Here is a 21,372-nt window from a genome sequence, read left to right as displayed (position 1 = left end):
CGTCCCGGGGCCACCCGCGACAGCGGCGTGATCGCCACTGTTCAAAAGGATCTCGCCAGCCGGCGTGGCGGGATCCTCACGGGCCCTACTCGCCCTTCGTGAAGGTGCGCCGGTACTCGGTCGGAGTGGTGCCCAGGATCCGCTGGAAATGCAGCCGCAGGTTCGCGCCGGTGCCGAGGCCGACGTCGGCGGCGATCTGCTCGACACCGCGCTGCGAGCGTTCGAGCAGCTCACGGGCCACGTCGATGCGGGCGCGCATGACCCACTGCATCGGCGTGTAACCGGTGTCCTCCGCGAACCGCCGCGAGAACGTACGGGGCGACACCCCGGCGTGCCGGGCCAGCGACTCCAGTGTGAGGGGCTCGCCGAGCCGGATCAGCGCCCACTCCCGCGTAGCGGCGAACCGCTCACCGAGCGGCTCGGGCACGCTGCGCGGCACGTACTGCGCCTGGCCGCCGCTGCGGTAGGGGGCGGCCACCAGGCGCCGCGCCGCGTGGTTGGACGCGGCCACACCGAGGTCGCTGCGCAGGATGTGCAGACAGAGGTCGATGCCGGAGGCGGCGCCCGCCGAGGTGAGGACGCTGCCCTCGTCGACGAACAGGACGTTCTCGTCGACCCGGACGAGCGGGTGCTTGGCCGTGAGGGCCCGGGCGTAGTGCCAGTGCGTCGTGGCGCGCTTGCCGTCGAGCAGGCCGGTCGCGGCGAGCGCGAACGCGCCCGTGGAGATGGCGGCGAGCCGCGCGCCGCGCTCGTGGGCCGCGATCAGCGCGTCGAGGACGGGCCGCGGCGGGTCCTCGCGGTCCGGGTGGCGGTAGCCGGGGACGAAGACGATGTCGGCCCACGCGAGGGCGTCCAGCCCGTGCGTCACGTGGTACGAGAGGCCGTCGCCGCCGGCCACGAGCCCAGGGGCCGCGCCGCACACCCGTACCTCGTACGGCATGCTCGCGCGGGTCGTGAAGACCTGCGCGGGGATGCCCACGTCGAGCGGCTTCGCGCCTTCCAGGACGAGGACGGCGACGCGGTGGAGGCGGGAGGCTGACACGGGGTCGAGCCTACGCGGCGCACCGCGGGCGTCCTCCCGGGGCGGTCGCCGCCGGTGTGGTACAAGAGGCGGCCAGGGCCCAGGGCCGGCGGGGAGCCTTCGTCTTCGCAAGGGGCCGGCAGGACTCCCGGGAGCGGCACGACGCCGCGATGGAGCGGAAGATCGGGTCGCGCACGTGGGGTTCGAGGACTACGTGGCCGTCCTCGTCCCCGCCGACAGCTGACGGCGGCGCGCGCCCCCGGCGGGCCGCACGGTGGTGGTGTGCGGACCGCCGAGGGGAGTGGTGTGGCTACTGCGCCATCTCGTAGGCGCCGGCGAGGGCCTCGACGCGGGACCAGACGCGTGCCGAGCGGGCCTCGTCGATGACCGGGCGGCGGACGGCGGCCAGGGCCCAGGTCTGCTGCTCGGGCGTGCTGGAGTCCTTGCCGTGCAGCTCGACGGCGTGCTGGGAGAAGTCGCGCACGAGCACCGAGAACAGCTCGTCCAGCACGGACTCGTCCAGGTCCGTCAGGCGGGCCTGCTCCAGGATCAGCTGCCCGTGGACGACCAGGGCGAACAGCTGCCCCACGGAGAGGAGGAAGTCGAGGTCGCGGCCCTGCGCCTCGTCGGGCGCGACGGTGGCCGCGAACTCGGCGAGCGCGTCGGCCTGTTCGCGGAAGCGGGCGACGTTCGGCACGGCGGCGTAGGCGTCGTACGCCGGGCGCCAGTCGTGGAAGCGTACGGAGCCCAGGCCGCGGGCCGGTCCCTGCCGGAACAGGAAGTCGTCGTCGGCCGCGTCGCGGCGCGTCGGGACGGGCGCGTACTCGGCCGGCTCCAGCAGGTGGTTGCGCATGAACTTGAGGATCAGCGCGAGGTTGACGTGGACCGTGCCCTCGAGCTTCGGCAGTCCGCGGATCTCGACGGCCGCCTGGGCGAAGTAGTTGTCCTTCTCGAAGCCCTTGGCGGCGATCACGTCCCACATCAGGTCGATGACCTTCTCGCCCTCCGTCGTGACCTTCATCTTGGTCATCGGGTTGAAGAGCAGGTAACGGCGGTCGTCCGGTCCGGCGGAGCGGAAGTAGTCCACGGCGCGGTCGCTGAACAGCTTCATCCCGACGAGGCGGACGTAGGCGTCGGCCAGCTCGCGGCGCACGTGCGGGAAGGCGGTGACGGGCCGGCCGTAGAGGATCCGGTTGTGCGCGTGCGTGACGGCCTCGTACATCGCGTGCTCGCAGATGCCGATCGAGGCGGTGCAGAGGTTGAACTTGCCGACGTTCACGGTGTTGAGCGCGGCGTCGAAGGCGGCGCGCCCTGTGTGCAGGACGTCCTCGGCGGCCACCGGGTAGTCCTCCAGGCTGAACTCGCTGACGTACTTGGAGGAGTCGACGACGTTCTTCACGAGCCGGTACGCCGGGTGGCGGCTGTCGGCGGCGAAGAAGACGTAGCCGTCGGGGCCCTCGACGTCGGTGCGGCGGCCGAAGACGGAGACGAGTCCGGCGGCGTTGCCGTTGCCGATGTAGTACTTGGAGCCGCTGGCGCGGAAGCCGCCGTCGCCGTCGGGCTCCAGCAGCATGTCGGTGGAGTAGATGTCGGCGCCGTGGGTCTTCTCGGACAGGCCGAAGGCGAACACCTCGCCCTCCGACAGCAGTTGCGCGGCGCGCTCCCGGGCGGCGGCGTTGTCGCTCTGCCAGACCGGGCCGAGGCCGAGGATGGTGACCTGCCAGGCGTACCAGTAGTCGAGGCCGTAGAAGCCGAAGATCTCGTTGAGGGCGGCGATCCGTGCCGTGTCCCAGCGCTTGTCGGGCTCGTCCTCGCCGGCGGCGGCCGCCGGGGTCAGGAAGGTCGCGAAGAGACCTTCCTTGGCGGAGAAGGCGAGGAAGTCGGCCAGCCAGGCACGGGTGCGGTAGTCCTCGATGATCCGCCGCTTGCCGCGGGCCTCGAACCAGTCGACGGTCGCGCGCAGCAGCCTGCGGGTCTCCGGGTCGAAGTGGGCCGGGTCGTAGGTGTGCGGGTGGAACAGCAGGGGGTCGGACATGGCGGATCACCTTCCGAGGGGTCGGAGTCGGGGGTCGCGCGGGTGCGCGGAGGGAGGGAAGAGGAGGCGGGGTGGCGCGCCGGGTACGGCTCAGTCGGTCGCGGGCGGCGCGCTGCGGCCCAGCCGGTGGAGAGTGGTCAGGACGTCGTCGAGCCAGGCGATCGTCATCCGCTCCTGCGCGATCCCCCCGCGCAGCACGACGTGCTGGAGTTCCTGGCCGGCGTCGAGCGGCGCCGGGGCGTCGGGCCCGGTGAAGTCGCGCAGCTCCCCGGCGAGAAAGCGCGCGAGGCGGTCCCGGTGGGCCTGCTGGTGCCGCTCCACCTCGCGGATCAGGGAGGCCGGGTCGTCGAAGGCCGCCCCGCGGATCTTCACGGCGAGGTCGTGCCGCAGGCTCTCCGGCTCGATCGGCTCGTGCAGCCACTGCGCGAGCGCGGCCCGGCCGGGACCGGCGGCCGAATACTCCTTCTTGTCCGGCCGGCCCTGCTGCGGGATCGTACGGACGGCGAGCATGCCGTCGCTCTCCATGCGCCCCAGCACGCGGTAGATCTGCTGGTGCGTGGCGGTCCAGAAGTAGCCGATCGACCGCTCGAACCGGCGGGCCAGCTCATAGCCGGAGCCCGGCTTCTCCAGCAGGGAGACGAGGATCGCGTGTTCGAGCGCCATGCCCCGATCCTGCTATGCAACTCGTTGCATAGACAAGCGGCGGTGCCCAGGTGAGACGCGGCTCACCCGGGGGCTGGCCACGCGCCGCTCACAGCCTCTCGCCCGCGCCGGATCAGGCGGCGGCGTCGGGGATCCGGGAGCCGTGGATCATGGCCGGGACCCGGCGCGGCAGGTGGATGGTGGCGACCGGCGGGACCGTCAGGTCGGAGGCGTCCCAGGACGAGCAGATGCGAGGCGCCTCGACGGCAGGAGCGGGGCGGGGTGCCGCCGTTCGACCCGGACGAAGAGCGCGAGCAGGCCGGCCGCCGCGCCGAAGGAGCCGAGGACCAGGGGGTCGGTCCAGCCGGAGTGGCCCGCGGCCGTGAGCCCGTACACGAGCGCGACCAGGCCGGAGGTAACGGTGGGGCATCCGGCCACGTCGAGCCGGGAGCGGGGTCCTGCGGCCTCCTTCGGGTCGGCGGGTACGAGCCGCGCAGTGGCGGCGATGACCGCCGCGGCGCCGATGCCGGACGCGTGGAACACCCAGGGCCATCCGGGGCCTTCGGTGAGGATCCCTCCGAGCAGGACCCGGGCCGCGCCGCCCGCGCCGGAGACGGCACCCCAGACGCAGAGGGCCCTGGCGCGGGCGGGCCCGGGTGGATGGAGCCGCCTGACCAGGGCGAGTGCGGCGGGCGCGATCGCGGCTGCGCCGACGCCCGGCGCCCGCGCCGGGGGGTACTCACCAGGGCGTGGGCGGCACCTGGGTACACCCGCTCAAGCGGTGCCGGACACCCTCCGCATAGCCTGCCGTTCATGAGCCACCTGAAGCAGGACGCCGATCCGGCACACCAGGAAGACCCGCGACGTCGCGGCACGGGATCGCTGGTATCGGGCGTCACGGCCGTCGTCGCGTTCTGCTGCCCGTTCCTGCCCGAAGCGCTCCCGCCCCTGGTCCGCTTCCTGCCCCTCTATCTCGTCATCCCGCTCGGCATCTGCGCCGTCGTCTGGGGCAGTCCCGACCTCTGGCGGGCGCGGCGCAGCGAGCGGCCGGCTCCGGTACGGGCCCGTCTCGGGGTCCTGCTCGGCACCCTGGGCATCCTGGGGCCACTCGTCTGGTTCTTCTTCTACCTCGGCGCCGGCTGACCGGACGGCGGGTGGACATCGGCGGTGGGCGGAGCCTGTACCTGCACTGTTCCGGCTCCGGAAGCCCGACCGTGGTCCTGCTCTCCGGGCTGCACGAGGCTTCCGACCCGTGGTCGCTGACCGACACCGCCCGCCCGTGCCGAAGGCCCCGGCAGTGTTTCCCGGCGTCGCCGCGTTCACCCGCGTGTGCACGTACGACCGGCCCGGCACCATCCGCTACACACAGCCGCCCACGCTCAGCACCCGCAGCACGCCCGTGCGCGGCACCCGGGCGCTGCCCGCCATGGTCCAGGACCTGGACCGGCTGCTGACCGCCGCCCGCGTACCGGGCCCGTACCTGCTGGTGGGGCACTCCTTCGGCGGGATGCTCGCCCTGCGGTACGCGCAGGAGCACCCGGAGCGCACGCGCGGGCTGGTCCTCGTCGACGCGCTGGGCCCGCGTTGAAGCCCGCGATGGGGGCGGACTGGTCGGCGTACGTCGAAGCGCTCCGGCATCCCGGTACGCCGTTCGACGCCGACCGCGCATTCGAGCAGGTCGACATCGACGGCGGGGCCACCGCCATCGACCGCGGCGGCCCGCTTCCGCCCGTCCCCGTCGCGGTGCTCAGCAGGACCGAACCCTTCGCCGCGCCGCGCCCACCACGTTTAAGGACCTGCCGGCGAAGCTCGAGGCCGCCTGGCCCAAGGCCCAGCAGGCACTGGTGGGCATGCGGCCGCAGACCCCCCACCTGCTGGCGACCGGCAGCGACCACTACGTCCAGCTCCACGACCCGGATCTCACGATCGCGGCAGTACGCCTGATCGTCGACCGGCCGGCGGCGGCCCGGCCGTAACCGGCGCGGTTGTGTCAAGTCCCGAATGGTCGCGACATGACGCGGCCCGGGGGCGGGGGGCTTACTCAGGGGACGGGCTCACACCCAGTACGTGGCCCCACCGATGTCGCAGGTGACCAGACGGCCCCGCCCGGGGTCGTCCCTTCGCCGACTTCTGCTGCGCGGCACCGGTTTCGAGGTTCCCCTCCGGGATGTGGAGGCGTTGACGGCCAGAAGGAGCGAGCGCATGCGAGTCACCAAGATTGTCCCGGTGCCCTGTGTCAGGGGGCGAGAGTCGTGAGTTCCATACCTTCTTCGTCCGAGCACCCCACGGGCCCTCCGCCCGGTCCGCTGTCGGGACGGGGGTCGCAGCCGCAGCCCGCGCCCCCGCCGGAGGCTCCACCGCCGGTGCCACCGCCGCCGCCTCCGTCCCGGCCGACGGGCCCCCCGGCGTCCCCCGGCGGCGACGCGGAAGGGCGTCGCAAGCGGCGCTGGCGGTCGCGCAGGACCTTGGTGAGTGCGGGCACGGCGGCCGCCGTGGTCTCGGCGGCGATCGTCAGCTTCACCGTGCTGGGCGGTAACAGCGCGGCCGGCGGCGAGGTCTTCCTGGAGGCCGCCGCGGCGGCCGGACCCGATCCGTTCACCCCGTCGACGGCCACGGAGCCCGAGGAGGCCGTCGCCGCGCCCGGGACGACCGGGACGGTACGGGGCGGTACGGGCGGGGCGCGCACCCTCGAAGTCGACGGCGGACACCCGGGCCTGTACGGGGGCACCCGCAACGTCGCGAGCTGTGACGTGGAGAAGCAGATCAAGTTCCTCACGCAGCACACGGACAAGGGCGGTGCCTTCGCCGCCACGCTGGGCGTCCGGGAGGCCGGCATCCCCTCCTACCTGCGATCGCTCACGCCGGTCCGGCTGGGCTGGGACACCCGGGTCACCAACCACGGGTACAAGAACGACGCGCCCACCGGCTACCAGGCGATCCTGCAGGCCGGTACGTCCGTACTGGTCGACGGCCATGGTGTCCCGCGGGTCCGGTGTGCCTGTGGCAACCCTCTGACGCCGCCGGTCGCGGTCCGGGGGAAGGCCAGGCTCAGCGGTACGGAGTGGTCCTCGTTCCGGTCGGGAGAGCTGGTGGCGGTCAAGCCCGCCGCGAAGCCGGTGAAGGCCGTCACGGTGTTCGACGCGGATCGCAAGGCCTGGTACGAGCGCCCGAGCGGTGCGGTGAGGGGCCGGTCGGACCGCGAGGTCGAGCCGCCGCCGAGCCGGCCCGCCGGCTCGCCGTACCCGGCCCTGCCCCCGGCCCCCCAGGGATCGGTCCGGACGAGTCCCGCAGGCGCGGACACGAAGCCGCCGACGAGCCCGGACCGGGGCCCCGACCCGGCCCCGGGAGTGGCCCCCGGCCGAAACCCGGACCCTGCGCGGGAGTCAGGCGGCGAACGACACGGGGACGAGGGCGAGGCCCCGCAGAAGCACTCCCCGAAGCCCCGTGAAGGGCGCCCGGACCATGGCAACGACCCCGGGAAGGCGCCGGACGAGGCTCCGGTGAAGGAGCGGGGCACCGGCCGGGGTGACGAACCCGCGAATGCGCCCGGCAAGGCGCCCGGCAAGGCGCCCGGCCAGGAGCCGGGGTCGGGCCGGGGAAAGGAGCAGCCGGGCAAGGCCCGGGACGAGGCTCCGGTGAAGGAGCGGGGCACCGGCCAGTCCGAGGAACCTGGTGGGGCGTCGGGCAAGGACCCCGCGAACGCGCCCGGCAAGGAGCCGGGGACGGGCCGGGGACAGGATCCCGGCAAGGCGCCCGCGACGGCCCCGGACAAGGGCCCGGAGCCCGACGAGGGGGCCGGTCAAAGCACCGGCAAGCCGCCTGGTAAGCCGCCCGGTAAGGCTCCGGCGAAGGAACCGGGCACGGGCCACGGGAAGGACCCCGGCAGGGTGCCGGACGAGGCTCCGGCGAAGGAGCCGGGCACGGGTAGCGGCGACAAGCCTGCCAACGATCCCGCGAACGTTCCCGGCAAGGTGCCCGGACAGGAGTCAGGAACGCGCCCGGGCAAGGCACCGGGCCAGGAGCCGGGCACCGGTCACGGGTCGGACAAGGCGCCCGGCCAAGGCACGGGCAAGGTGCCGGGTCAGGAGTCCGGCAAGGGCAACGGTCAGGGGCCCGGTCCGGGATCGGGCACGGGCACGGGCCAGGCCCCTGAGAAGAATCCGGGACGGCAGGAGCCGGGCTCCGGCGGCCAAGGGTCGGGCCAGGCACCCGGGCCCGTGCCGCAGGAACCCGGAGGCGTGCCGGACAAGGGCTCGGGCAAGGCGCCCGGTCAGGAGACCGGTAAGGCGCGCCAGGGCACCGGCAGCGCCCCCGGCCAGGATTCCGGCGGCGGCTCGGGCCAGGAGCCGGGCGGCGGTCCCGCCCAGGGCACGGGCAAGGCACCCGCCCAGGGCACCGGGAAGGTGCCCGGCCACAGCACGGGCAAGGAGACCGGTAAGGCGCGCCAGGGCACCGGCAGCGCCCCCGGCCAGGGTTCCGGCGGCGGCTCGGGCCAGGAGCCGGGCGGCGGTCCCGCCCAGGGCACGGGCAAGGCACCCGCCCAGGGCACCGGCAAGGGCACCGGGAAGGCGCCCGGCCAGGGCACGGGCACCGGCAGCGGCCAGGTCCAGGGCGGGGGACAGGGGCAGGGGTCGGGGCAGGCGCCCGGCATGGGAACGGGCGGCGGGGACCAGGGCCGGAAGACCGGGCGGGATGCCGGCCACGAGCCCGGAAGGGACCGGGTCCAGGACGGCCCTGCCGAGGGGGGCGCGCAAGAGCAGTCGCGTCGATCCGACGGTTCGGGGAGCCGGGAGGAGGAGCCGCTGCTCAGGTAGCCCCCTGGATGCCGCAGCCGAGGCCGCCCCTTCCGGACCGGGACTCGAACCCGGCCGTGAGCGCAACACGGTCCGAGCAGCGTCGACAGGGTTCACGGCACCCACTCCGAAAGGAGAGATATGGCGGTTTGAATCTCTTGGCAATCTTTCACCCCGTTCGTCACGAATCTGTGGTGACGCTCCAGATGGTGAAGGAGCAGACAAAGCCGAATGCTTGATGAACCTGATGAAAGGGAGGAGGTGAGCCCGATGACCGCTTCGATGCACATGAAGCGCGTGGTCGTCGGAGTCGCATCCGCGGGGCTGCTGGCAGGCGGCTCGCTGCTGGGTCTGTCCGGTACGGCGAGCGCCGCCCCCGCGGCGGCGGCGACGGCGAACTCGACGGCCCCCGGCACCGGCACCAGCGACCGTGGTCACGACCGTGACCGTGACCGCAACTGGGACAACCGCCACGACCGCTGGGACCGCCGTGACCACGATCGGTGCACCTGGGTCAAGGGCCACTGGGCGACCGACAAGTGGGTCAAGGGCCACTGGGAACACATGTGGCATCCGGGTAGCTGGCACCACGGCTACCGGGACCACCACGGCAACTGGCACGACGGCTGGTGGAGCAAGGGCCACTGGAAGCAGCACTGGGTGCCCGGCCACTCGGTGAACCACTGGGTGCCCGGCCACTGGAACTGCCACAGCAAGTGGTAGCGCCGACCCGGGCCCGGCCGGGGTTCCGGGGCCACGGCCCCGGAACCCCCGCCGATCCACCCCCTGTCAGCGACCAGGTCTCAGGAACGACCACGGACACCGCCATCGCCACTGCAGCCGCACCCGCCCCCCACGGCGCCGTCAACGGTGCACCACCCCTGCCACCAGGCCCGCAGGCCGCCCGAGAAGCCCGCCGCGTGGCCGCTGTCTGCTCGCCGTCCACTCCGCGGACCGCCCGCACGACACCACGGAGGCCGTCCTCGTCATCGTCTCCGAGCTGAGGGCCAACGCCGTCCGGCACGCCCGACCGCCCTACGCCCTCACACTCGGTGTGCAGTCGGGCCCGGCCGGGATCGCCCTCAGCGACGCCTCCCGCTCGCCGCCCCGGCAGCCCAGCGGCCGCGGCCCGCCGGCGACGCGGGGGCGCGGCCTGGCGATCATCCGCGCCTCGGCGCCGAGTTCTTCGTCAGCCCCGCGCCCCTCGGCCAGCAGGTCATCGCGGCGCTCACCCGGCCCGAGCCCTGACCCACGACGCGTGTGGTGCGGCCAGGCGGAGGCCGGGCACGGCCAGACGGGCAGACAGGCAGGCCGCCCTGCCCCCCGTGCCCGGGCGCTCCGCCGGCACGCTCATCTGCTCCGTTTGCCAAAAGTCCGGCCATCCGTGCGCACTTCCGCTACGAAGAACCCTCGGACACACCTCACGGCCCGGCTCCACGTACCCAGGACAAGGACAAGGACCACCATGCGATGGACACCCCGCCCCCGGCAGGCCGGCATCGGCTGCCCCTTCGCCTTGTCGCCGCAGCCGGAGCCCGCCCCGTGAACCAACCACTCCCGTTCGGTCCAGGTCGCACGGGCCGTGTCAGTCACGCCGGCCGCAGCGACCTCTCCGAGGTCATGGACGAGGTCGCCCACGGCGACAAACAGGCCTTCTCCGCCCTCTACGACGCGCTCGCACCCCTGGTCTTCGGGATCGTGGTCAGAGTCGTACGCGACCGGGCCCAGTCGGAGGAGGTCGCGCAGGAGGTCATGATCGACCTGTGGCGGCAGGCCGCCCGCTACCGGCCGGACCACGGCAGCGTCACCGCGTGGGCGGCGACCATCGCCCACCGGCGGGCCGTGGACCGGGTCCGCTCCGCCCAGGCGTCCGCCGACCGGGAACAGGCCCAGGCGGCACGCGAGCACCAGACGGCGTTCGACGAGGTCTCCGAGCAGGTCGAGACCCGCCTGGAGAGCGAGCAGGTGCGCCGCTGCATGCGCGGACTGACCGAACTCCAGCGCCAGGTCGTGACCCTGGCCTACTACCGTGGCCTGACCTACCGTGAGGTCGCCGAAGCCCTGCGCACACCGCTGCCGACCATCAAGACACGCATGCGCGACGGGCTGATCCGGCTCCGCGACTGCATGGGGGTGACCACATGAAGCAACACCACTCCGACGTCCACACCCTCGCCGCCGCCTACGCCCTCAACGCCCTGGAGCCCGCCGAGCGGCAGGCGTTCACCGAGCACCTGCCGCAGTGCCAGGCGTGCCGCGAGGAGGTGGCCGAGTTCGAGGCCACCGCCGCGCGCTTGGCGGACGCCGCCGCGCAGTATCCGCCGGCCGCTATGAAGCACCACGTCCTGGCCGCCGTCGACGGCGTACGCCAACTGCCCCCGCGCGTCCCCGACACCGCGCCGACCGCGTCCATCGGCAGCGCGCTGCGGCGCCGGGCCGTACCCCTCGCGCTCGCCGCGAGCGTGGTCGCGGCCGCGTCGTTCGCCGGCCTGGCCGCCTGGCAGAACCAGCAGAGCGAGCAGTACCAGCAGCGGGCCACCCGGGCCGAGCAGCGTCTCGACGACGTCAGCACCGTCCTGGCCGCCCCTGACGCCCGTACGGCCCACGGCAGGGCCAGCAACGGAGCGGCCACCACCGTCGTCGCCTCCCAGCGGCAGAACAGGGCCGTCTTCACCGCATCCGGCCTGCCCGCACCCGCCCCCGGCAAGACCTACCAGCTCTGGCTCGACCACGACGGCACCATGCGCCCGGCCGGGTTCATCCGACAGGACGGCACCGTCCTCATCGACGGGGACACCGCCGACGCCGGCGCCGTCGGACTCACCCTCGAACCGGCCGGGGGTTCCCGCCGCCCCACCTCCGCCCCCCTGATCCTGATGGCCCTGCCCACCTGACGCCCCCGTCCGCGCCCCGGCGCGCACCCCGCCGATCCGCCCACCCTGCGATCTCCACCAATCCGCCCGCCCCTCCGCCGCGAAGAACGGGTGCGCGACCGCACCCGGCGGCGCGGTGAGTGGCGGGAGTGCTGAGGTGGAACACCGGAAAGCAGCGGTGATCGGCGCCGGGGTCGCGGGCCTGACGGCCGCCCACGTCCTGGCGCGCTCGTACGAGGTCACCCTCTACGAGGCCGACGGCCGCCTCGGCGGCCACGCCCACACCCATGAGCTAACCGGCCCGGACGGGCGGCCCATGGGCGTGGACTCGGGGTTCGTCGTGCACGACGAGCGCACCTGTCCGACCCTGCTACGGCTCTTCCGCGAGCTGGGGGTCTCCACCCAGGACGCCGAGATGAGCATGTCGCTACGGTGCGACGGCTGCGGCCTGGAGTACGCGGGCGCCCGCGGCCCGGCCAGCCTGCTCACCGGCCGGCCGGCGCTGCGCGGCCGCTACCTGCGCCTGCTCGCGCAGGTGCCCGTCTTCCACCGCAAGGCCCGCCGGCTGCTCGCCGACCCGCCCTCCCCTCACGTCACCCTCGGCGACTTCCTCCGCGAAGGCCGCTTCTCCCCGTACTTCGTCAGCCATTTCGCCCTCCCGCTGGTCTCCGCGGTGTGGTCGTGCCCCGCACGCACGGCGCTGGCCCACCCTGCCGCCCACCTCTTCACCTTCCTGCACCACCACGGCCTGCTGTCGGTCACGGGCTCCCCGCAGTGGAAGACCGTCACCGGCGGATCCGCCACCTACGTCGAGGCCGTGGCCAAGAGCGTGCACCGCGTCCGTACCTCCAGCCCCGTGCAGGCGGTCCACCGGGCCGCGCGCGGCTCCGGCGCCTGGATAACCACCGAGAACGGCGCCACCGACGGCTACGACGCCGTCGTGATCGCCACCCACCCCGACCAGGCCCTCCGCCTGCTCGCCGATCCCACCCCGGACGAACGGCGGCTCTTGGGCGCCTTCACGTACGCGCCCAACCCGGCGGTCCTGCACACCGACAGGAGCCTCCTGCCCCGCTCACCCCGTGCCCGGGCCAGCTGGAACTACCACCTGCCGGCCTGCGAACCCTCAACCGAGGCCGTCCGCGTCAGCTACGACATGAGGCGCCTGCAAAACCTGCCCGACGGTGCCGACCACGTGGTGACCCTCGGCGCCGACGACCGCGTCGACCCCGGCCGGGTGGTGCGCCGCATGCTGTACGAACACCCCGTCCACACGCCCGCCTCGGTCGCCGCGCAGAAGGAACTGCCGCGCCTGAACACCGGCGTGACCGCGTACGCCGGAGCGTGGCACGGCTGGGGCTTCCACGAGGACGGCTGCCGCTCGGGCGTGGCAGCCGCCCGCGCCCTGGGGGTGCGCTGGTGACCGGGGGAGCGGCGCCCGCCGCCGCGCTGTACGAGTGCGTGGTCGTCCACACCCGTAGCGCCCCCCTGCGCCATGACGTCCGGCACCGCACCTACCTGTGGTGCGTGGACCTCGACCGGCTGCCGGTCCTGCCGCGCCCGCTGCGCCCCCTCGCCCGGTTCGACCCGCGTGACCACTTCGCGGGCCGGGCACCCACGATCCGCGCCGGTCTGGAGGAGTTCCTCGCGTCCCGCGACATCGACATAGCCGGCGGGCGCGTGGTGATGCTCGCCCACGCCCGCGTCTTCGGCTTCGTCTTCAACCCCCTCAGCGTCTACTGGTGCCACGACGCCTCAGGGTCCCTCGTGTGCGTCGTCGCGGAGGTCCACAACACGTACGGGCAGCGGCACTGTTACCTGCTGCACCCGGACGCGGGCGGCCGGGCGAGGGCGGAGAAGCGGTTCTACGTCTCGCCGTTCTTCCCGGTCGAGGGCCACTACCGGATGCGCCTGCCGCTCCCCGAGGAACGCCTCCACCTGACCGTGCACCTCGACACCGAGGCCGGCCGGCCGTTCACCGCCACCGTGCGAGGACGGGCCCGTTCCGCCACGGCCCGCGCCCTCCTGCGGGCCGCCGCCCGCCGGCCCTGGTCGACCGCCGCCGTCCGGGCGGGGATCCACCTCCACGGCGTCCGTCTGCTCCTGCGCGGCCTGCCCGTACAACCCCGCCCCCGGCACACCCCGCAGAAGGGAATGGTTCCGTGATCCGCCCGGCCACCACGCCCGACCACCAGCCCCGGACGTCCGGGTTGGCCGTGTGGGCCCCGGGACTCGACTTTCCGTAGCCGGCCTGGTGATCACCGAGCCCGCGCCGCCGGTGCGCTGTGCGGGCCGGTTCCCCCGCCCGGCCGGGACAGCGTGCTGGGCCACCAGGCGCGAGGGCCGATGTCGATGATGAGGGCCGGCACCAGCAGGGAACGCACGACGAGGGTGTCCAGCAGGACGCCGAACGCGACGATGAAGGCGATCTGGACGAGGAAGGCCAGCGGGATCACCATCAGCGCGGCGAAGGTCGCGGCGAGGACGACTCCGGCGGAGGTGATGACCCCGCCCGTGGTGACGAGCCCCCGCAACACGCCCTCGCGGGTACCCGATCGGACGGTTTCCTCGCGCACCCGGGACATCAGGAAGATGTTGTAGTCGACGCCGAGGGCGACCAGGAACACGAACCCGTACAGCGGTACGGACGCGTCGGTCCCGCTGAAGCCCAGCAGGTGCTCAAAGACGAGCGCGGAAACCCCCAGCGTGGCGAGGAAGTTCAGCGCGACCGTCGCCACCAGCAGGACGGGCACGAGCACCGACCGCAGGAGCGCGACCAGGATCAGCAGGATGATGCCGAGGACGATCGGGACGATCACGGTGCGGTCGCGTGCCGAGGTCTGCTGGGTGTCGAACTGCTGGGCCGTGTATCCCCCGACGAGCGCGTCGGCCCCCGGCACGGCGTGCACGCGCTCGCGCAGCCGCTGGACCGTCCGCTTCGCGGCGTCGCTGTCGGCCGCCGCTTCCAGGGTGGCGTCCAACCGCACCCGGCCGTCCACGACGAGCGGAGCGCCCGGGCCGCCGGGTCGTCCGCCGCCCGCGGTGACGGGGACGACCGCCGCGACCCCTTCCGTGCTCTCGGCGGCCGCCCGTACCTCGGCGGCCCGGTCGGCGTCCGCGATGACGACGGCCGGATTGCCCGAGCCGCCGGGGAAGTGCCGGGCGAGGCTCTGCTGGGCGCCGACCGAGGGGGCGCCGCCCACGAAGATCTCGTCCAGCGGCACGCCCTTGGACGACAGCGCGGGGGAGAAGCCGGCCAGCACCACGAGCAGTACGGAGGTGGACACCCACACGCGCCGCGGCCCCCGGTCGATCAGTGCGGCGACACGGCGCCACACGCCGTGCCCCTCGCCCGCGGCGTCGGCCGGCCCGGGCACGGCGGGCCAGTACGCGGTGCGGCCCAGCAGGACCAGAACCGCCGGCAGGAAGGTCAGCGAGCTCAGCACCGCGCAGACGATCCCGATCGCGCCGACCGGCCCGAGAGCCCGGTTGTTCGTCAGATCGCTCGCCAGCAGGGCGAGCAGTCCCAGCGCCACGGTCGCCGCGCTGGCGGTGACCGCCCCCGCCGACCGGCGCACGGCGGCCAGCGCCGCGTCCGCCCGGTCGCCCCGTACGGCGAGCTCCTCGCGGAAGCGCGCCGCGACGAGCAGGGCGTAGTCGGTCGAGGCGCCGATCACGAGGATCGACAGGATCCCCTGGACCTGGCCGTCCACACGGACGGCGCCCCGGTCGGCCAGCGCGTACACCACCGCGCACGCAAGGCCCAGGGCGAACACCGCACTGATGATGATCACCAGTGGCAGCAGTACGCTGCGGTACACCAGCAGCAGGATCAACAGCACCGCTCCGAGGGCCACGCCCACCAGCAGCCCGTCGATCCCCGCGAACGCGTCCGACAGGTCCGCCTGGGTGGCTGCCGGGCCGGCGATCCCCACCGAGGTGCCCGGCACCCTTTGCACCGTCTGCCGCACCTCGTCCAGGACCGCCGGAAGTTCCTCACCCAGGTCGGGCGCGAGCGGGACGACCGCCTGGACGGCCAGACCGTCGGCGGAGACGACCGCCGGCGAGGGCGCGCCGGTGATTCCGGGCCGGCCGGTGAGGCCCGCGACGGCCCGCGCGGCGGCCTCCTGCTGCCCGGCCGTCACCGGGGCACCGTCCGCCGTCCACACCACGACCGCCGGGACGGACTGAGCCCGCTCGAAGGCCTTGCGGGCTTCGATGACCTGCGTCGACTCGGCGCTGCGCGGCAGGAACGCCGCCTGGTCGTTCGTGGCGACCTCGCGCAGCTTCCCCGCGTACGGTCCGAGCGTCCCGCCGATACCGAGCCAGACGAGCAACAGCGCGAGCGGAACGATCCAGCGGGCCCAGCGCGGTGCGTTTCTCAATGCGAGTCCTTGGGTTGTGACAGGTGCGTCGGCCGGTGAGGACCGTCCATGTCAACGACGGTCCCTCATCTCCCTTCCGGGGAAGCACCCGATCGGGTTGCACTTTCTCCGCACACCATGCAGGGAAAGTGCCGGGGTCGACCGGGGGCGACGCAGCCGCCGTGCGGGTGAATGGCCCGGGTGCCGACTACCGCGTGCCCTTGGATGGGGTCCGTACGCGGACGGACCGACCACCAGCTCCCGGAGACCGGTATGAGGAAGATCAAGGCGCAGCTGTTCATCTCGCTCGACGGGGTCGTCGAGGCACCCGACCAGTGGCACTTCCCCTATTTCGACGAGGAGATGGGCGCCGCCGTCGACGCCACCCTCGGCCGGGCCGACACCCTGCTGCTCGGACGCAGGACCTACGACAGCTTCGCGGGCGCCTGGCCGGAGCGGGAGGCGGCGGGCGGGGAGGACGCACCGTTCGCCAAGGTACTGGGCGACGCCCGCAAGATCGTGGTGTCGAACGGCCCGCTCGCGTTCACCTGGCGCAACTCCGAACAGCTCGCCGGTGACCTCACCGAGGGAGTCGCCGCACTCAAGGAGGAGCCGGACGCCGGGACACCCGTCTGGATCAGCGGCTCGGTCTCCGTCGTGCGCCGGCTGATGGCCGCCGGACTCCTGGACGAACTGAACCTCCTGCTGCACCCGATCGCCGTGCGTACCGGCATGCGCCTGTTCGGGCAGGACGCGACCCCGGTCCCGCTGGAGCTGCTGTCCTGCGAGACGTTCCGCACCGGGGTGCTGAACCTCTCGTACGCCCTGGCCGCCGCACCCGGCGGGGCGGCGTACGACGACGCCAAGACCCACCTCCCCCAGCACTAGCCGATGGCTGCCGCAGGCCGGGGGAGAGGCGGCCGCGCCTTCGTGGCCGCGGCGCTCGCGGGATGTCTGGTGGGGCTGGTCGGCGGCGGCTTCCGCTGGTGCCTGGAGCACGCCGACCTGCTGCGCGCGTCGCTGCTGGAAGCGGCCGCCGCACAGGGCGGGGCGGGCCGCCTGATTCCCGTGGCCCTCACCGCGGCGGGCGCGGCGCTGGCCTGCGCGATCGCCCGGCGGGTCCCGCACGCCCCGGGCAGCGGGATCCAGCACGTGGAAGCGGTGTGGCGGCAGGAGTCGGAGGCCGGTTCGGCCCGGTTGCTGCCGGTGAAGTTCGTGGGCGGACTCATCGCGATCGGTTCGGGCCTGGTGCTGGGCAGGGAGGGGCCGATCGTCCACATGGGTGCCGCGATCGGGTCCCGGGCGGGCCGGCGCGGCCGGCTGGACGCCGAGGGCGCCCGCATGCTGCACACCGCGCTGGGCGGGGCCGGCCTGGCGGTGGCGTTCACCGCCCCGCTGGGCGGGCTGGTGTTCGTCTGCGAGGAGGTCACCGGCACGGTGCGGCCCCGCCTGGTGCTGCTGACGCTCGTCGGCACGCTCTCCGCCGTGGCCGTCTCCCAGCCCCTCGTGGGAGACGCGCTCGTCCTTCCCGTCGCGGCCCTCCCCGCGCCACCGCTGTGGATGCTGCCGGTCTTCCTGCTGTGCGGGGTGACCGCCGGGGCGCTGGGCGCCGCGTACAGCGCGCTGGTCGTGGGGACCCTGGAGGTGTGCGACCGGCTGACCCGGGTTCCGCTCGTGGCCCGGGCGGCCGTCATCGGGGCCCTGGTCGGCGCGCTGATGGCCTTCGATCCGCTCCTCACGGGCGGCGGCGACCAGCTGAGCGAGCGCCTGCTGGCGGGCGGAGGCCTGACGGCGGCGGCCCTGACGGTCTGCCTCGCCGTACGGTTCGTGGCCGGCCCGCTCAGCTACGCGGCCGCGACGCCCGGCGGGCTGTTCGCCCCGTTGCTGGCCCTCGGCGCCCTGTGGGGGACGCTCACCCATGCCCTCGTCTCCCCCCTGCTCCCGGCGGACGCTGCGGGTCCGACCGCGTTCGCGGTAGTGGGAATGGCCGCCGTGTTCACCGGCGTGGTGCGGGCACCGCTCACCGGCATCGTCCTGGTGACCGAGATGACGGGTGCCGGCGTGCTCCTGCTGCCCCTGCTGACCGCCTGTTTCGCCGCCGCCGTGACCGCGGACCGGCTGGGGAGCGACCCCCTCTACGACACCCTGCGGCGCCGGATGCAGGAACGGTCCTGACGGGGCCCGGGCCGCGGGGCGGGGGCGACGATTGCGGGCGGGGCGGCTGCCGCTACCGTCGTGCCCCGAGGAGGGAGCCACATGCCCCGTACGTTCAGCGTCCGCGACTCCATCATCGTCGAGGCCGACCCGTCGACGGTCTACCAGCACGTCTCCGACCCGGCCCTCATGGGCCGTTGGAGCCCGGAGAACCTGGGCGCGACCCCGGCGGAGGGCCCCGGCACCGCGACCCGCGTCGGGATGGTCTTCGACGGCCACAACAAGCGCGGGCCGTTCCGCTGGACGACCCGCTGCACGGTGACGGCCGCCGACCCGGACGAGGTCTTCCGGTTCAGGGTCCACGCCATAGGCCTGCGCCGCCCGTGGCTGCGGGGCCCGATCGCCACCTGGGAGTATCGTTTCGCCACCGTACCCGGGGGCACCGAGGTCACGGAGTCGTGGACCGACGACCGGCGCGGTTGGCCCGACCCGGTGGCCAACACGTTCGACAGGATCGCGACGAGGGGGCACACCTTCGCCGAGTTCCAGCGGAAGAACATCCGGGCGACCCTGCGCAAGCTGAAGTCCGAGCTGGAGGCCCACCCCGACACCCCCTGAAGGGTGGTGCAGGGGCTCCGGCTCGGGCATGCGTGAGGAGTGCTCGGCCTGCCGTTTCACCGCGCCAGGGTCAGGTTGTGCACGGTGGCGACGGCCTGGACGGCGGGGTGGAAGCCGTCCACCTCTGGCGGCGGTCACGAAGGATCTACCCTCTCGATGCGGGCGAAGGTGTGCTCGATGCGGGCACGGACCCTTCGGCGTTCGGCGTTGGGCGTCGTCCTCCTCCTGCCCACGCAGGAGGGGACGTCCGGCCCTTCCGCCGTGCCGGACGATCGGCCCGGTGCCCGGGCAGGGCACCGTCCGCGATCACCGTCGCCCCGGCCGCGACGGCCGGCACATCGGCCTCGGGCCAGACATGGGCACCGGCCTTGGGGCCCGGCGCCGGCCGGGCCGACGCGATGGGATGGCGAAGTCGATCACCTGGGCCGTCGGGGCCCAGCAGCACGTTCGACGGCTTCAGGTCCGGTGCACCCGCCCGGCCGCGTGCACGCCGCGAGCGCCGGCTCCTCGGGGGCCGCCGACTCCGCGGGCGAGGGGAAGCGCCGTCTGAATCCGGATCCCGCGCCGGCCCGGGATGCACCACCTGCACGGCCACGCTGCGCCCGCCGCCTGCAGGGCCGGATAGACCCGTCCCATGCCCCCGCTGCCGAGCCGCGCGACGACGCGGTAGGGACCGACCGTTACGCGATCATCCGGAATCAACGCTTTCACTCGGCCCCCCACCTCGCCGGGGCGTCTCAACGCCCGCCTAGCTGACGAGGGCGGGCAGCAGTTTGTCGCGGGCGGCGGCGAAGAACGAATCCTGGTCCGGTCCGATCTGCCCGACGTACACCTCGTCGAAGCCGGCGTCGACGTAGCCGCGGACGGCTTCCAGGTGCTCCTCGACGTCGTCGCCACACGGCACGTTGGCGGACACCTCTTCACGGGTGACGAGCCGGCTCGCCTGCTCGAAGTGGGCAGGAGTGGGGAGGATCTGGGCCAGTTCACCGGGAAGGTGCTCGCTGGGCCACAGCCGGTGCGCGGTGTCGACCGCCGCGTCCCGATCCGCGCCCCAGCACACCTTCAGGCCTCCGATCACCGGCTTCCCGCCGCCGCCCGCGTCCCGGAAACGACAGATGGCCTCCTCGTCCGGGCCCATGGTGACGAAGCCGTCGCCGATACGGCCGGCGAGCTCCGCCGCCTTGGGACCGAAACCGGAGACGTGCACCGGCAGCCGCCCGTGCGGGGCGGTGTAGAGACGGGCGTTGTCCACCGTGTAGTGCCTGCCGCGATGGCTGACCAGGCGGCCCGTGAAGAGGGCCCGCATCACTTCGACCGCTTCCTCCAGCATGTCGGCGCGTTCGTCGAACGAGGGCCATCGGTCCCCGAGGATGTGCTCGTTCAGCGCTTCGCCGGTTCCCACCCCCAGAGCGAACCGGCCGTCCAGCAGCCGGCTGGAGGTGGCCGCCGCCTGGGCGGTCACCGCCGGGTGCAGGCGCACGGTGGGGCAGGTGACCAAGGTGGTCACGGGCAGGTCCACCGTCTGCGACAGGGCCCCGATCATCGACCAGACCAGCGGGCTGTTGCCCTGCGCGTCGTTCCACGGGTGGAAGTGGTCGGAGATCGCCAGACGGGTGAATCCCGCGTCGGCGGCCTTGCGGGCCTGGTCCAGGAGCTGGGCAGGGGTGAACTCCTCGCAGGAGAGGAAGTATCCGAAGGTCGTCATGGATCTCGTGCCTCCAGGGTGGCAGAGGTGGCGGACAACGGTCGGCCGTCGGTTCGCGCGTGCCCGTGCCCCCGGCGGCCAAACTTCCCGGGTCCCGGCCTCGGCGGGGCCCGCCCGGGTCGCCGCTCGACGCCTTCCCCACGACGGCGCCACAGTGGCCGTCCCCGCGCGGCACCGCCTCTGCGGCGGCTCAAGAGTCCCGGGGCGGGTTGAAGGCGTGCCAGTCGGCGAGGCCTCCGGCGCCCAGGACGCCGGCCTCGGCCGTCAGCTCGCCGCGCGCGGGGGTACGCAGCTCACGTCGGGCGATGCGGGCGACGATCGGCGGGAAGAGCGGCCGCAGTGGCTGGCACCAGCGCAGCCAGGGCGGCGCGTAGACGGAGTGGGAGCGGCGCGTGATCCCCTCCGCGAGCCAGCCAGCGACCTGCTCGGGAGTGCGGACCCGACGGGCGAACCGGGGTTGGTGGCGGCGCAGGGCCCGTAGTACGGGGAGCTCGTCGAGGCCGCTGATCATGTCGGTGCCGGTCCAGTGGACGTAGGCGATCCCGACGGCGACACCGTCGGGCTCCACCTCGCTGCGCAACGCCAGGGCGAAGGACTCGACTCCGGCCTTGGAGGCGCAGTAGGCGCTCATCATGGGGGAGGAGCCCAGCGCGGCGGTGGAGGCTACCTGGAGGAAGTAGCCACGCGTGCGGGTCAGCTGGGGCAGGAATGCCCGGGCGGTGTTGGCGGAGCCGGTGAGGTTGACGTCGATGACGCGCTGCCACAGGTCGACGGCCGTACGGTCGAAGGGCCCGCCGACGGCGATCCCTGCATTGGCGGCGACCACGCTGGCCGGTCCCAGCACCTCTTCCACGTGCCGGGCGGCGGCCTGCAGTGCCGCGTTGTCGGTGACGTCGGCCTCGACGCAGACGCTCCGGTTCGGCAGGTTGCTCGCCGTCGCGCGCAGGGACGCCTCCTCGCGGCCCAACAGCGCCACGGACATCCCCGCCCCGGACAGGTCCCGTGCCAGTGCCGCCCCGATTCCGCGTGCGGCGCCGGTCACGACCGCGACCCTTCCCCGCAGCGGGGTGCCGGGGTGGCGGTGTCGGCCGGGCGTGGAGATGTCGCGCATGCGCCCCTCGTTCCTCGTGCGGGCAGAGCCCGTTGGCCGGCCTCCGGCCTACGGCA

At 73.7% G+C, this 21,372-nt stretch carries 18 protein-coding genes and 2 pseudogenes; 12 read left to right on the top strand and 8 right to left on the bottom strand.

The window, feature by feature from the left end:
* Window positions 1-85: 85 nt before the first annotated feature.
* The 4 genes and pseudogenes from ACZ3X1_RS00795 to ACZ3X1_RS00780 all read right to left on the bottom strand — a co-directional run.
* The gene (locus ACZ3X1_RS00795) at window positions 86-1,042 is read right to left on the bottom strand and encodes a GlxA family transcriptional regulator (protein ID WP_356812937.1); all 957 of its coding nucleotides are present in this window, start codon (window positions 1,040-1,042) and stop codon (window positions 86-88) included.
* 289 nt (window positions 1,043-1,331) lie between these two features.
* Window positions 1,332-3,056: an acyl-CoA dehydrogenase family protein gene (locus ACZ3X1_RS00790; RefSeq protein ID WP_467275356.1), complete on the bottom strand. Its 1,725-nt coding sequence runs from the start codon at window positions 3,054-3,056 to the stop codon at window positions 1,332-1,334.
* A 90-nt stretch (window positions 3,057-3,146) separates the two neighbouring features.
* Complete coding sequence (locus ACZ3X1_RS00785; RefSeq protein ID WP_356812935.1) at window positions 3,147-3,719, bottom strand: PadR family transcriptional regulator; 573 nt, start codon at window positions 3,717-3,719, stop codon at window positions 3,147-3,149.
* A gap of 198 nt (window positions 3,720-3,917) precedes the next feature.
* Window positions 3,918-4,403, bottom strand: a pseudogene (locus ACZ3X1_RS00780) (MFS transporter); the annotation flags it as partial.
* Between the two features lie 108 nt (window positions 4,404-4,511).
* Here ACZ3X1_RS00780 and ACZ3X1_RS00775 point away from each other — a divergent pair.
* From ACZ3X1_RS00775 to ACZ3X1_RS00735, 9 genes are all read left to right on the top strand, one after another.
* On the top strand, window positions 4,512-4,841 hold the full coding sequence (locus ACZ3X1_RS00775; RefSeq protein ID WP_467275354.1) for a hypothetical protein: 330 nt from the start codon (window positions 4,512-4,514) through the stop codon (window positions 4,839-4,841).
* A 136-nt stretch (window positions 4,842-4,977) separates the two neighbouring features.
* The gene (locus tag ACZ3X1_RS00770) at window positions 4,978-5,286 is read left to right on the top strand and encodes an alpha/beta fold hydrolase (RefSeq protein WP_467275352.1); all 309 of its coding nucleotides are present in this window, start codon (window positions 4,978-4,980) and stop codon (window positions 5,284-5,286) included.
* A 262-nt stretch (window positions 5,287-5,548) separates the two neighbouring features.
* Window positions 5,549-5,674 carry a hypothetical protein gene (locus tag ACZ3X1_RS00765; protein ID WP_467275350.1) on the top strand — a complete coding sequence of 42 codons (126 nt, stop codon included), beginning with the start codon at window positions 5,549-5,551 and terminating at the stop codon, window positions 5,672-5,674.
* Between the two features lie 492 nt (window positions 5,675-6,166).
* Window positions 6,167-8,512: a DUF6777 domain-containing protein gene (locus ACZ3X1_RS00760; protein ID WP_467275348.1), complete on the top strand. Its 2,346-nt coding sequence runs from the start codon at window positions 6,167-6,169 to the stop codon at window positions 8,510-8,512.
* A gap of 249 nt (window positions 8,513-8,761) precedes the next feature.
* Window positions 8,762-9,214, top strand: coding sequence for a hypothetical protein (locus ACZ3X1_RS00755; protein ID WP_467275346.1), 453 nt, complete (start codon window positions 8,762-8,764; stop codon window positions 9,212-9,214).
* An 819-nt stretch (window positions 9,215-10,033) separates the two neighbouring features.
* Window positions 10,034-10,636, top strand: coding sequence for an ECF RNA polymerase sigma factor SigK (gene sigK / locus ACZ3X1_RS00750; RefSeq protein WP_390074454.1), 603 nt, complete (start codon window positions 10,034-10,036; stop codon window positions 10,634-10,636).
* Entirely contained in the window at window positions 10,633-11,385 is a 753-nt protein-coding gene (locus ACZ3X1_RS00745; RefSeq protein ID WP_362629537.1) for an anti-sigma factor, read from the top strand. The genes sigK and ACZ3X1_RS00745 overlap by 4 nt, the downstream gene beginning before the upstream one ends.
* A gap of 136 nt (window positions 11,386-11,521) precedes the next feature.
* Window positions 11,522-12,787 (top strand): NAD(P)/FAD-dependent oxidoreductase, encoded by a 1,266-nt coding sequence (locus ACZ3X1_RS00740; protein ID WP_467275343.1) that lies wholly within the window; start codon window positions 11,522-11,524, stop codon window positions 12,785-12,787.
* Window positions 12,781-13,530, top strand: coding sequence for a DUF1365 domain-containing protein (locus tag ACZ3X1_RS00735; protein WP_390074708.1), 750 nt, complete (start codon window positions 12,781-12,783; stop codon window positions 13,528-13,530). Before ACZ3X1_RS00740 ends, ACZ3X1_RS00735 begins: the two co-directional genes overlap by 7 nt.
* A 92-nt stretch (window positions 13,531-13,622) precedes the next feature.
* Here ACZ3X1_RS00735 and ACZ3X1_RS00730 read toward each other — a convergent pair whose 3' ends face one another.
* A complete protein-coding gene (locus tag ACZ3X1_RS00730) occupies window positions 13,623-15,749 on the bottom strand; it encodes an MMPL family transporter (protein ID WP_467275341.1) in 2,127 nt (708 codons plus the stop codon).
* Window positions 15,750-16,001: 252 nt separating this feature from the next.
* On the opposite strand from ACZ3X1_RS00730, the gene ACZ3X1_RS00725 reads away from it, so the two are divergent.
* The 3 genes from ACZ3X1_RS00725 to ACZ3X1_RS00715 all read left to right on the top strand — a co-directional run bounded on the left by ACZ3X1_RS00725 (window position 16,002) and on the right by ACZ3X1_RS00715 (window position 18,500).
* Entirely contained in the window at window positions 16,002-16,616 is a 615-nt protein-coding gene (locus tag ACZ3X1_RS00725; RefSeq protein WP_362629525.1) for a dihydrofolate reductase family protein, read from the top strand.
* 3 nt (window positions 16,617-16,619) lie between these two features.
* Entirely contained in the window at window positions 16,620-17,903 is a 1,284-nt protein-coding gene (locus tag ACZ3X1_RS00720; protein WP_467275339.1) for a ClC family H(+)/Cl(-) exchange transporter, read from the top strand.
* Window positions 17,904-17,984: 81 nt separating this feature from the next.
* Window positions 17,985-18,500, top strand: coding sequence for an SRPBCC family protein (locus tag ACZ3X1_RS00715; RefSeq protein ID WP_467275337.1), 516 nt, complete (start codon window positions 17,985-17,987; stop codon window positions 18,498-18,500).
* A 56-nt stretch (window positions 18,501-18,556) separates the two neighbouring features.
* Here the strand turns inward: ACZ3X1_RS00715 and ACZ3X1_RS00710 are convergent.
* The 3 genes and pseudogenes from ACZ3X1_RS00710 to ACZ3X1_RS00700 all read right to left on the bottom strand — a co-directional run.
* Window positions 18,557-18,900, bottom strand: a pseudogene (locus ACZ3X1_RS00710) (IS5/IS1182 family transposase); the annotation flags it as partial.
* 348 nt (window positions 18,901-19,248) lie between these two features.
* Window positions 19,249-20,205 carry a TIGR03557 family F420-dependent LLM class oxidoreductase gene (locus tag ACZ3X1_RS00705; protein WP_467275335.1) on the bottom strand — a complete coding sequence of 319 codons (957 nt, stop codon included), beginning with the start codon at window positions 20,203-20,205 and terminating at the stop codon, window positions 19,249-19,251.
* A gap of 190 nt (window positions 20,206-20,395) precedes the next feature.
* Window positions 20,396-21,316, bottom strand: a complete 921-nt coding sequence (locus ACZ3X1_RS00700) for an SDR family oxidoreductase (protein WP_467275333.1) — start codon at window positions 21,314-21,316, stop codon at window positions 20,396-20,398.
* Between the last annotated feature and the right edge of the window lie 56 nt (window positions 21,317-21,372).

The organism is Streptomyces sp. NPDC023541 (assembly GCF_055559995.1).
This window is presented reverse-complemented; position numbering and strand designations above follow the sequence as displayed.

Coding starts and splice junctions, on each gene's coding strand:
- ACZ3X1_RS00790 (WP_467275356.1), bottom strand. CDS start 3,056: ATGTCCGACCCCCTGCTGTTCCACCCGCACACCTACGACCCGGCCCAC.
- ACZ3X1_RS00785 (WP_356812935.1), bottom strand. CDS start 3,719: ATGGCGCTCGAACACGCGATCCTCGTCTCCCTGCTGGAGAAGCCGGGC.
- ACZ3X1_RS00775 (WP_467275354.1), top strand. CDS start 4,512: ATGAGCCACCTGAAGCAGGACGCCGATCCGGCACACCAGGAAGACCCG.
- ACZ3X1_RS00765 (WP_467275350.1), top strand. CDS start 5,549: ATGCGGCCGCAGACCCCCCACCTGCTGGCGACCGGCAGCGACCACTAC.
- ACZ3X1_RS00755 (WP_467275346.1), top strand. CDS start 8,762: ATGACCGCTTCGATGCACATGAAGCGCGTGGTCGTCGGAGTCGCATCC.
- ACZ3X1_RS00745 (WP_362629537.1), top strand. CDS start 10,633: ATGAAGCAACACCACTCCGACGTCCACACCCTCGCCGCCGCCTACGCC.
- ACZ3X1_RS00725 (WP_362629525.1), top strand. CDS start 16,002: ATGAGGAAGATCAAGGCGCAGCTGTTCATCTCGCTCGACGGGGTCGTC.
- ACZ3X1_RS00720 (WP_467275339.1), top strand. CDS start 16,620: ATGGCTGCCGCAGGCCGGGGGAGAGGCGGCCGCGCCTTCGTGGCCGCG.
- ACZ3X1_RS00715 (WP_467275337.1), top strand. CDS start 17,985: ATGCCCCGTACGTTCAGCGTCCGCGACTCCATCATCGTCGAGGCCGAC.
- ACZ3X1_RS00705 (WP_467275335.1), bottom strand. CDS start 20,205: ATGACGACCTTCGGATACTTCCTCTCCTGCGAGGAGTTCACCCCTGCC.
- ACZ3X1_RS00700 (WP_467275333.1), bottom strand. CDS start 21,316: ATGCGCGACATCTCCACGCCCGGCCGACACCGCCACCCCGGCACCCCG.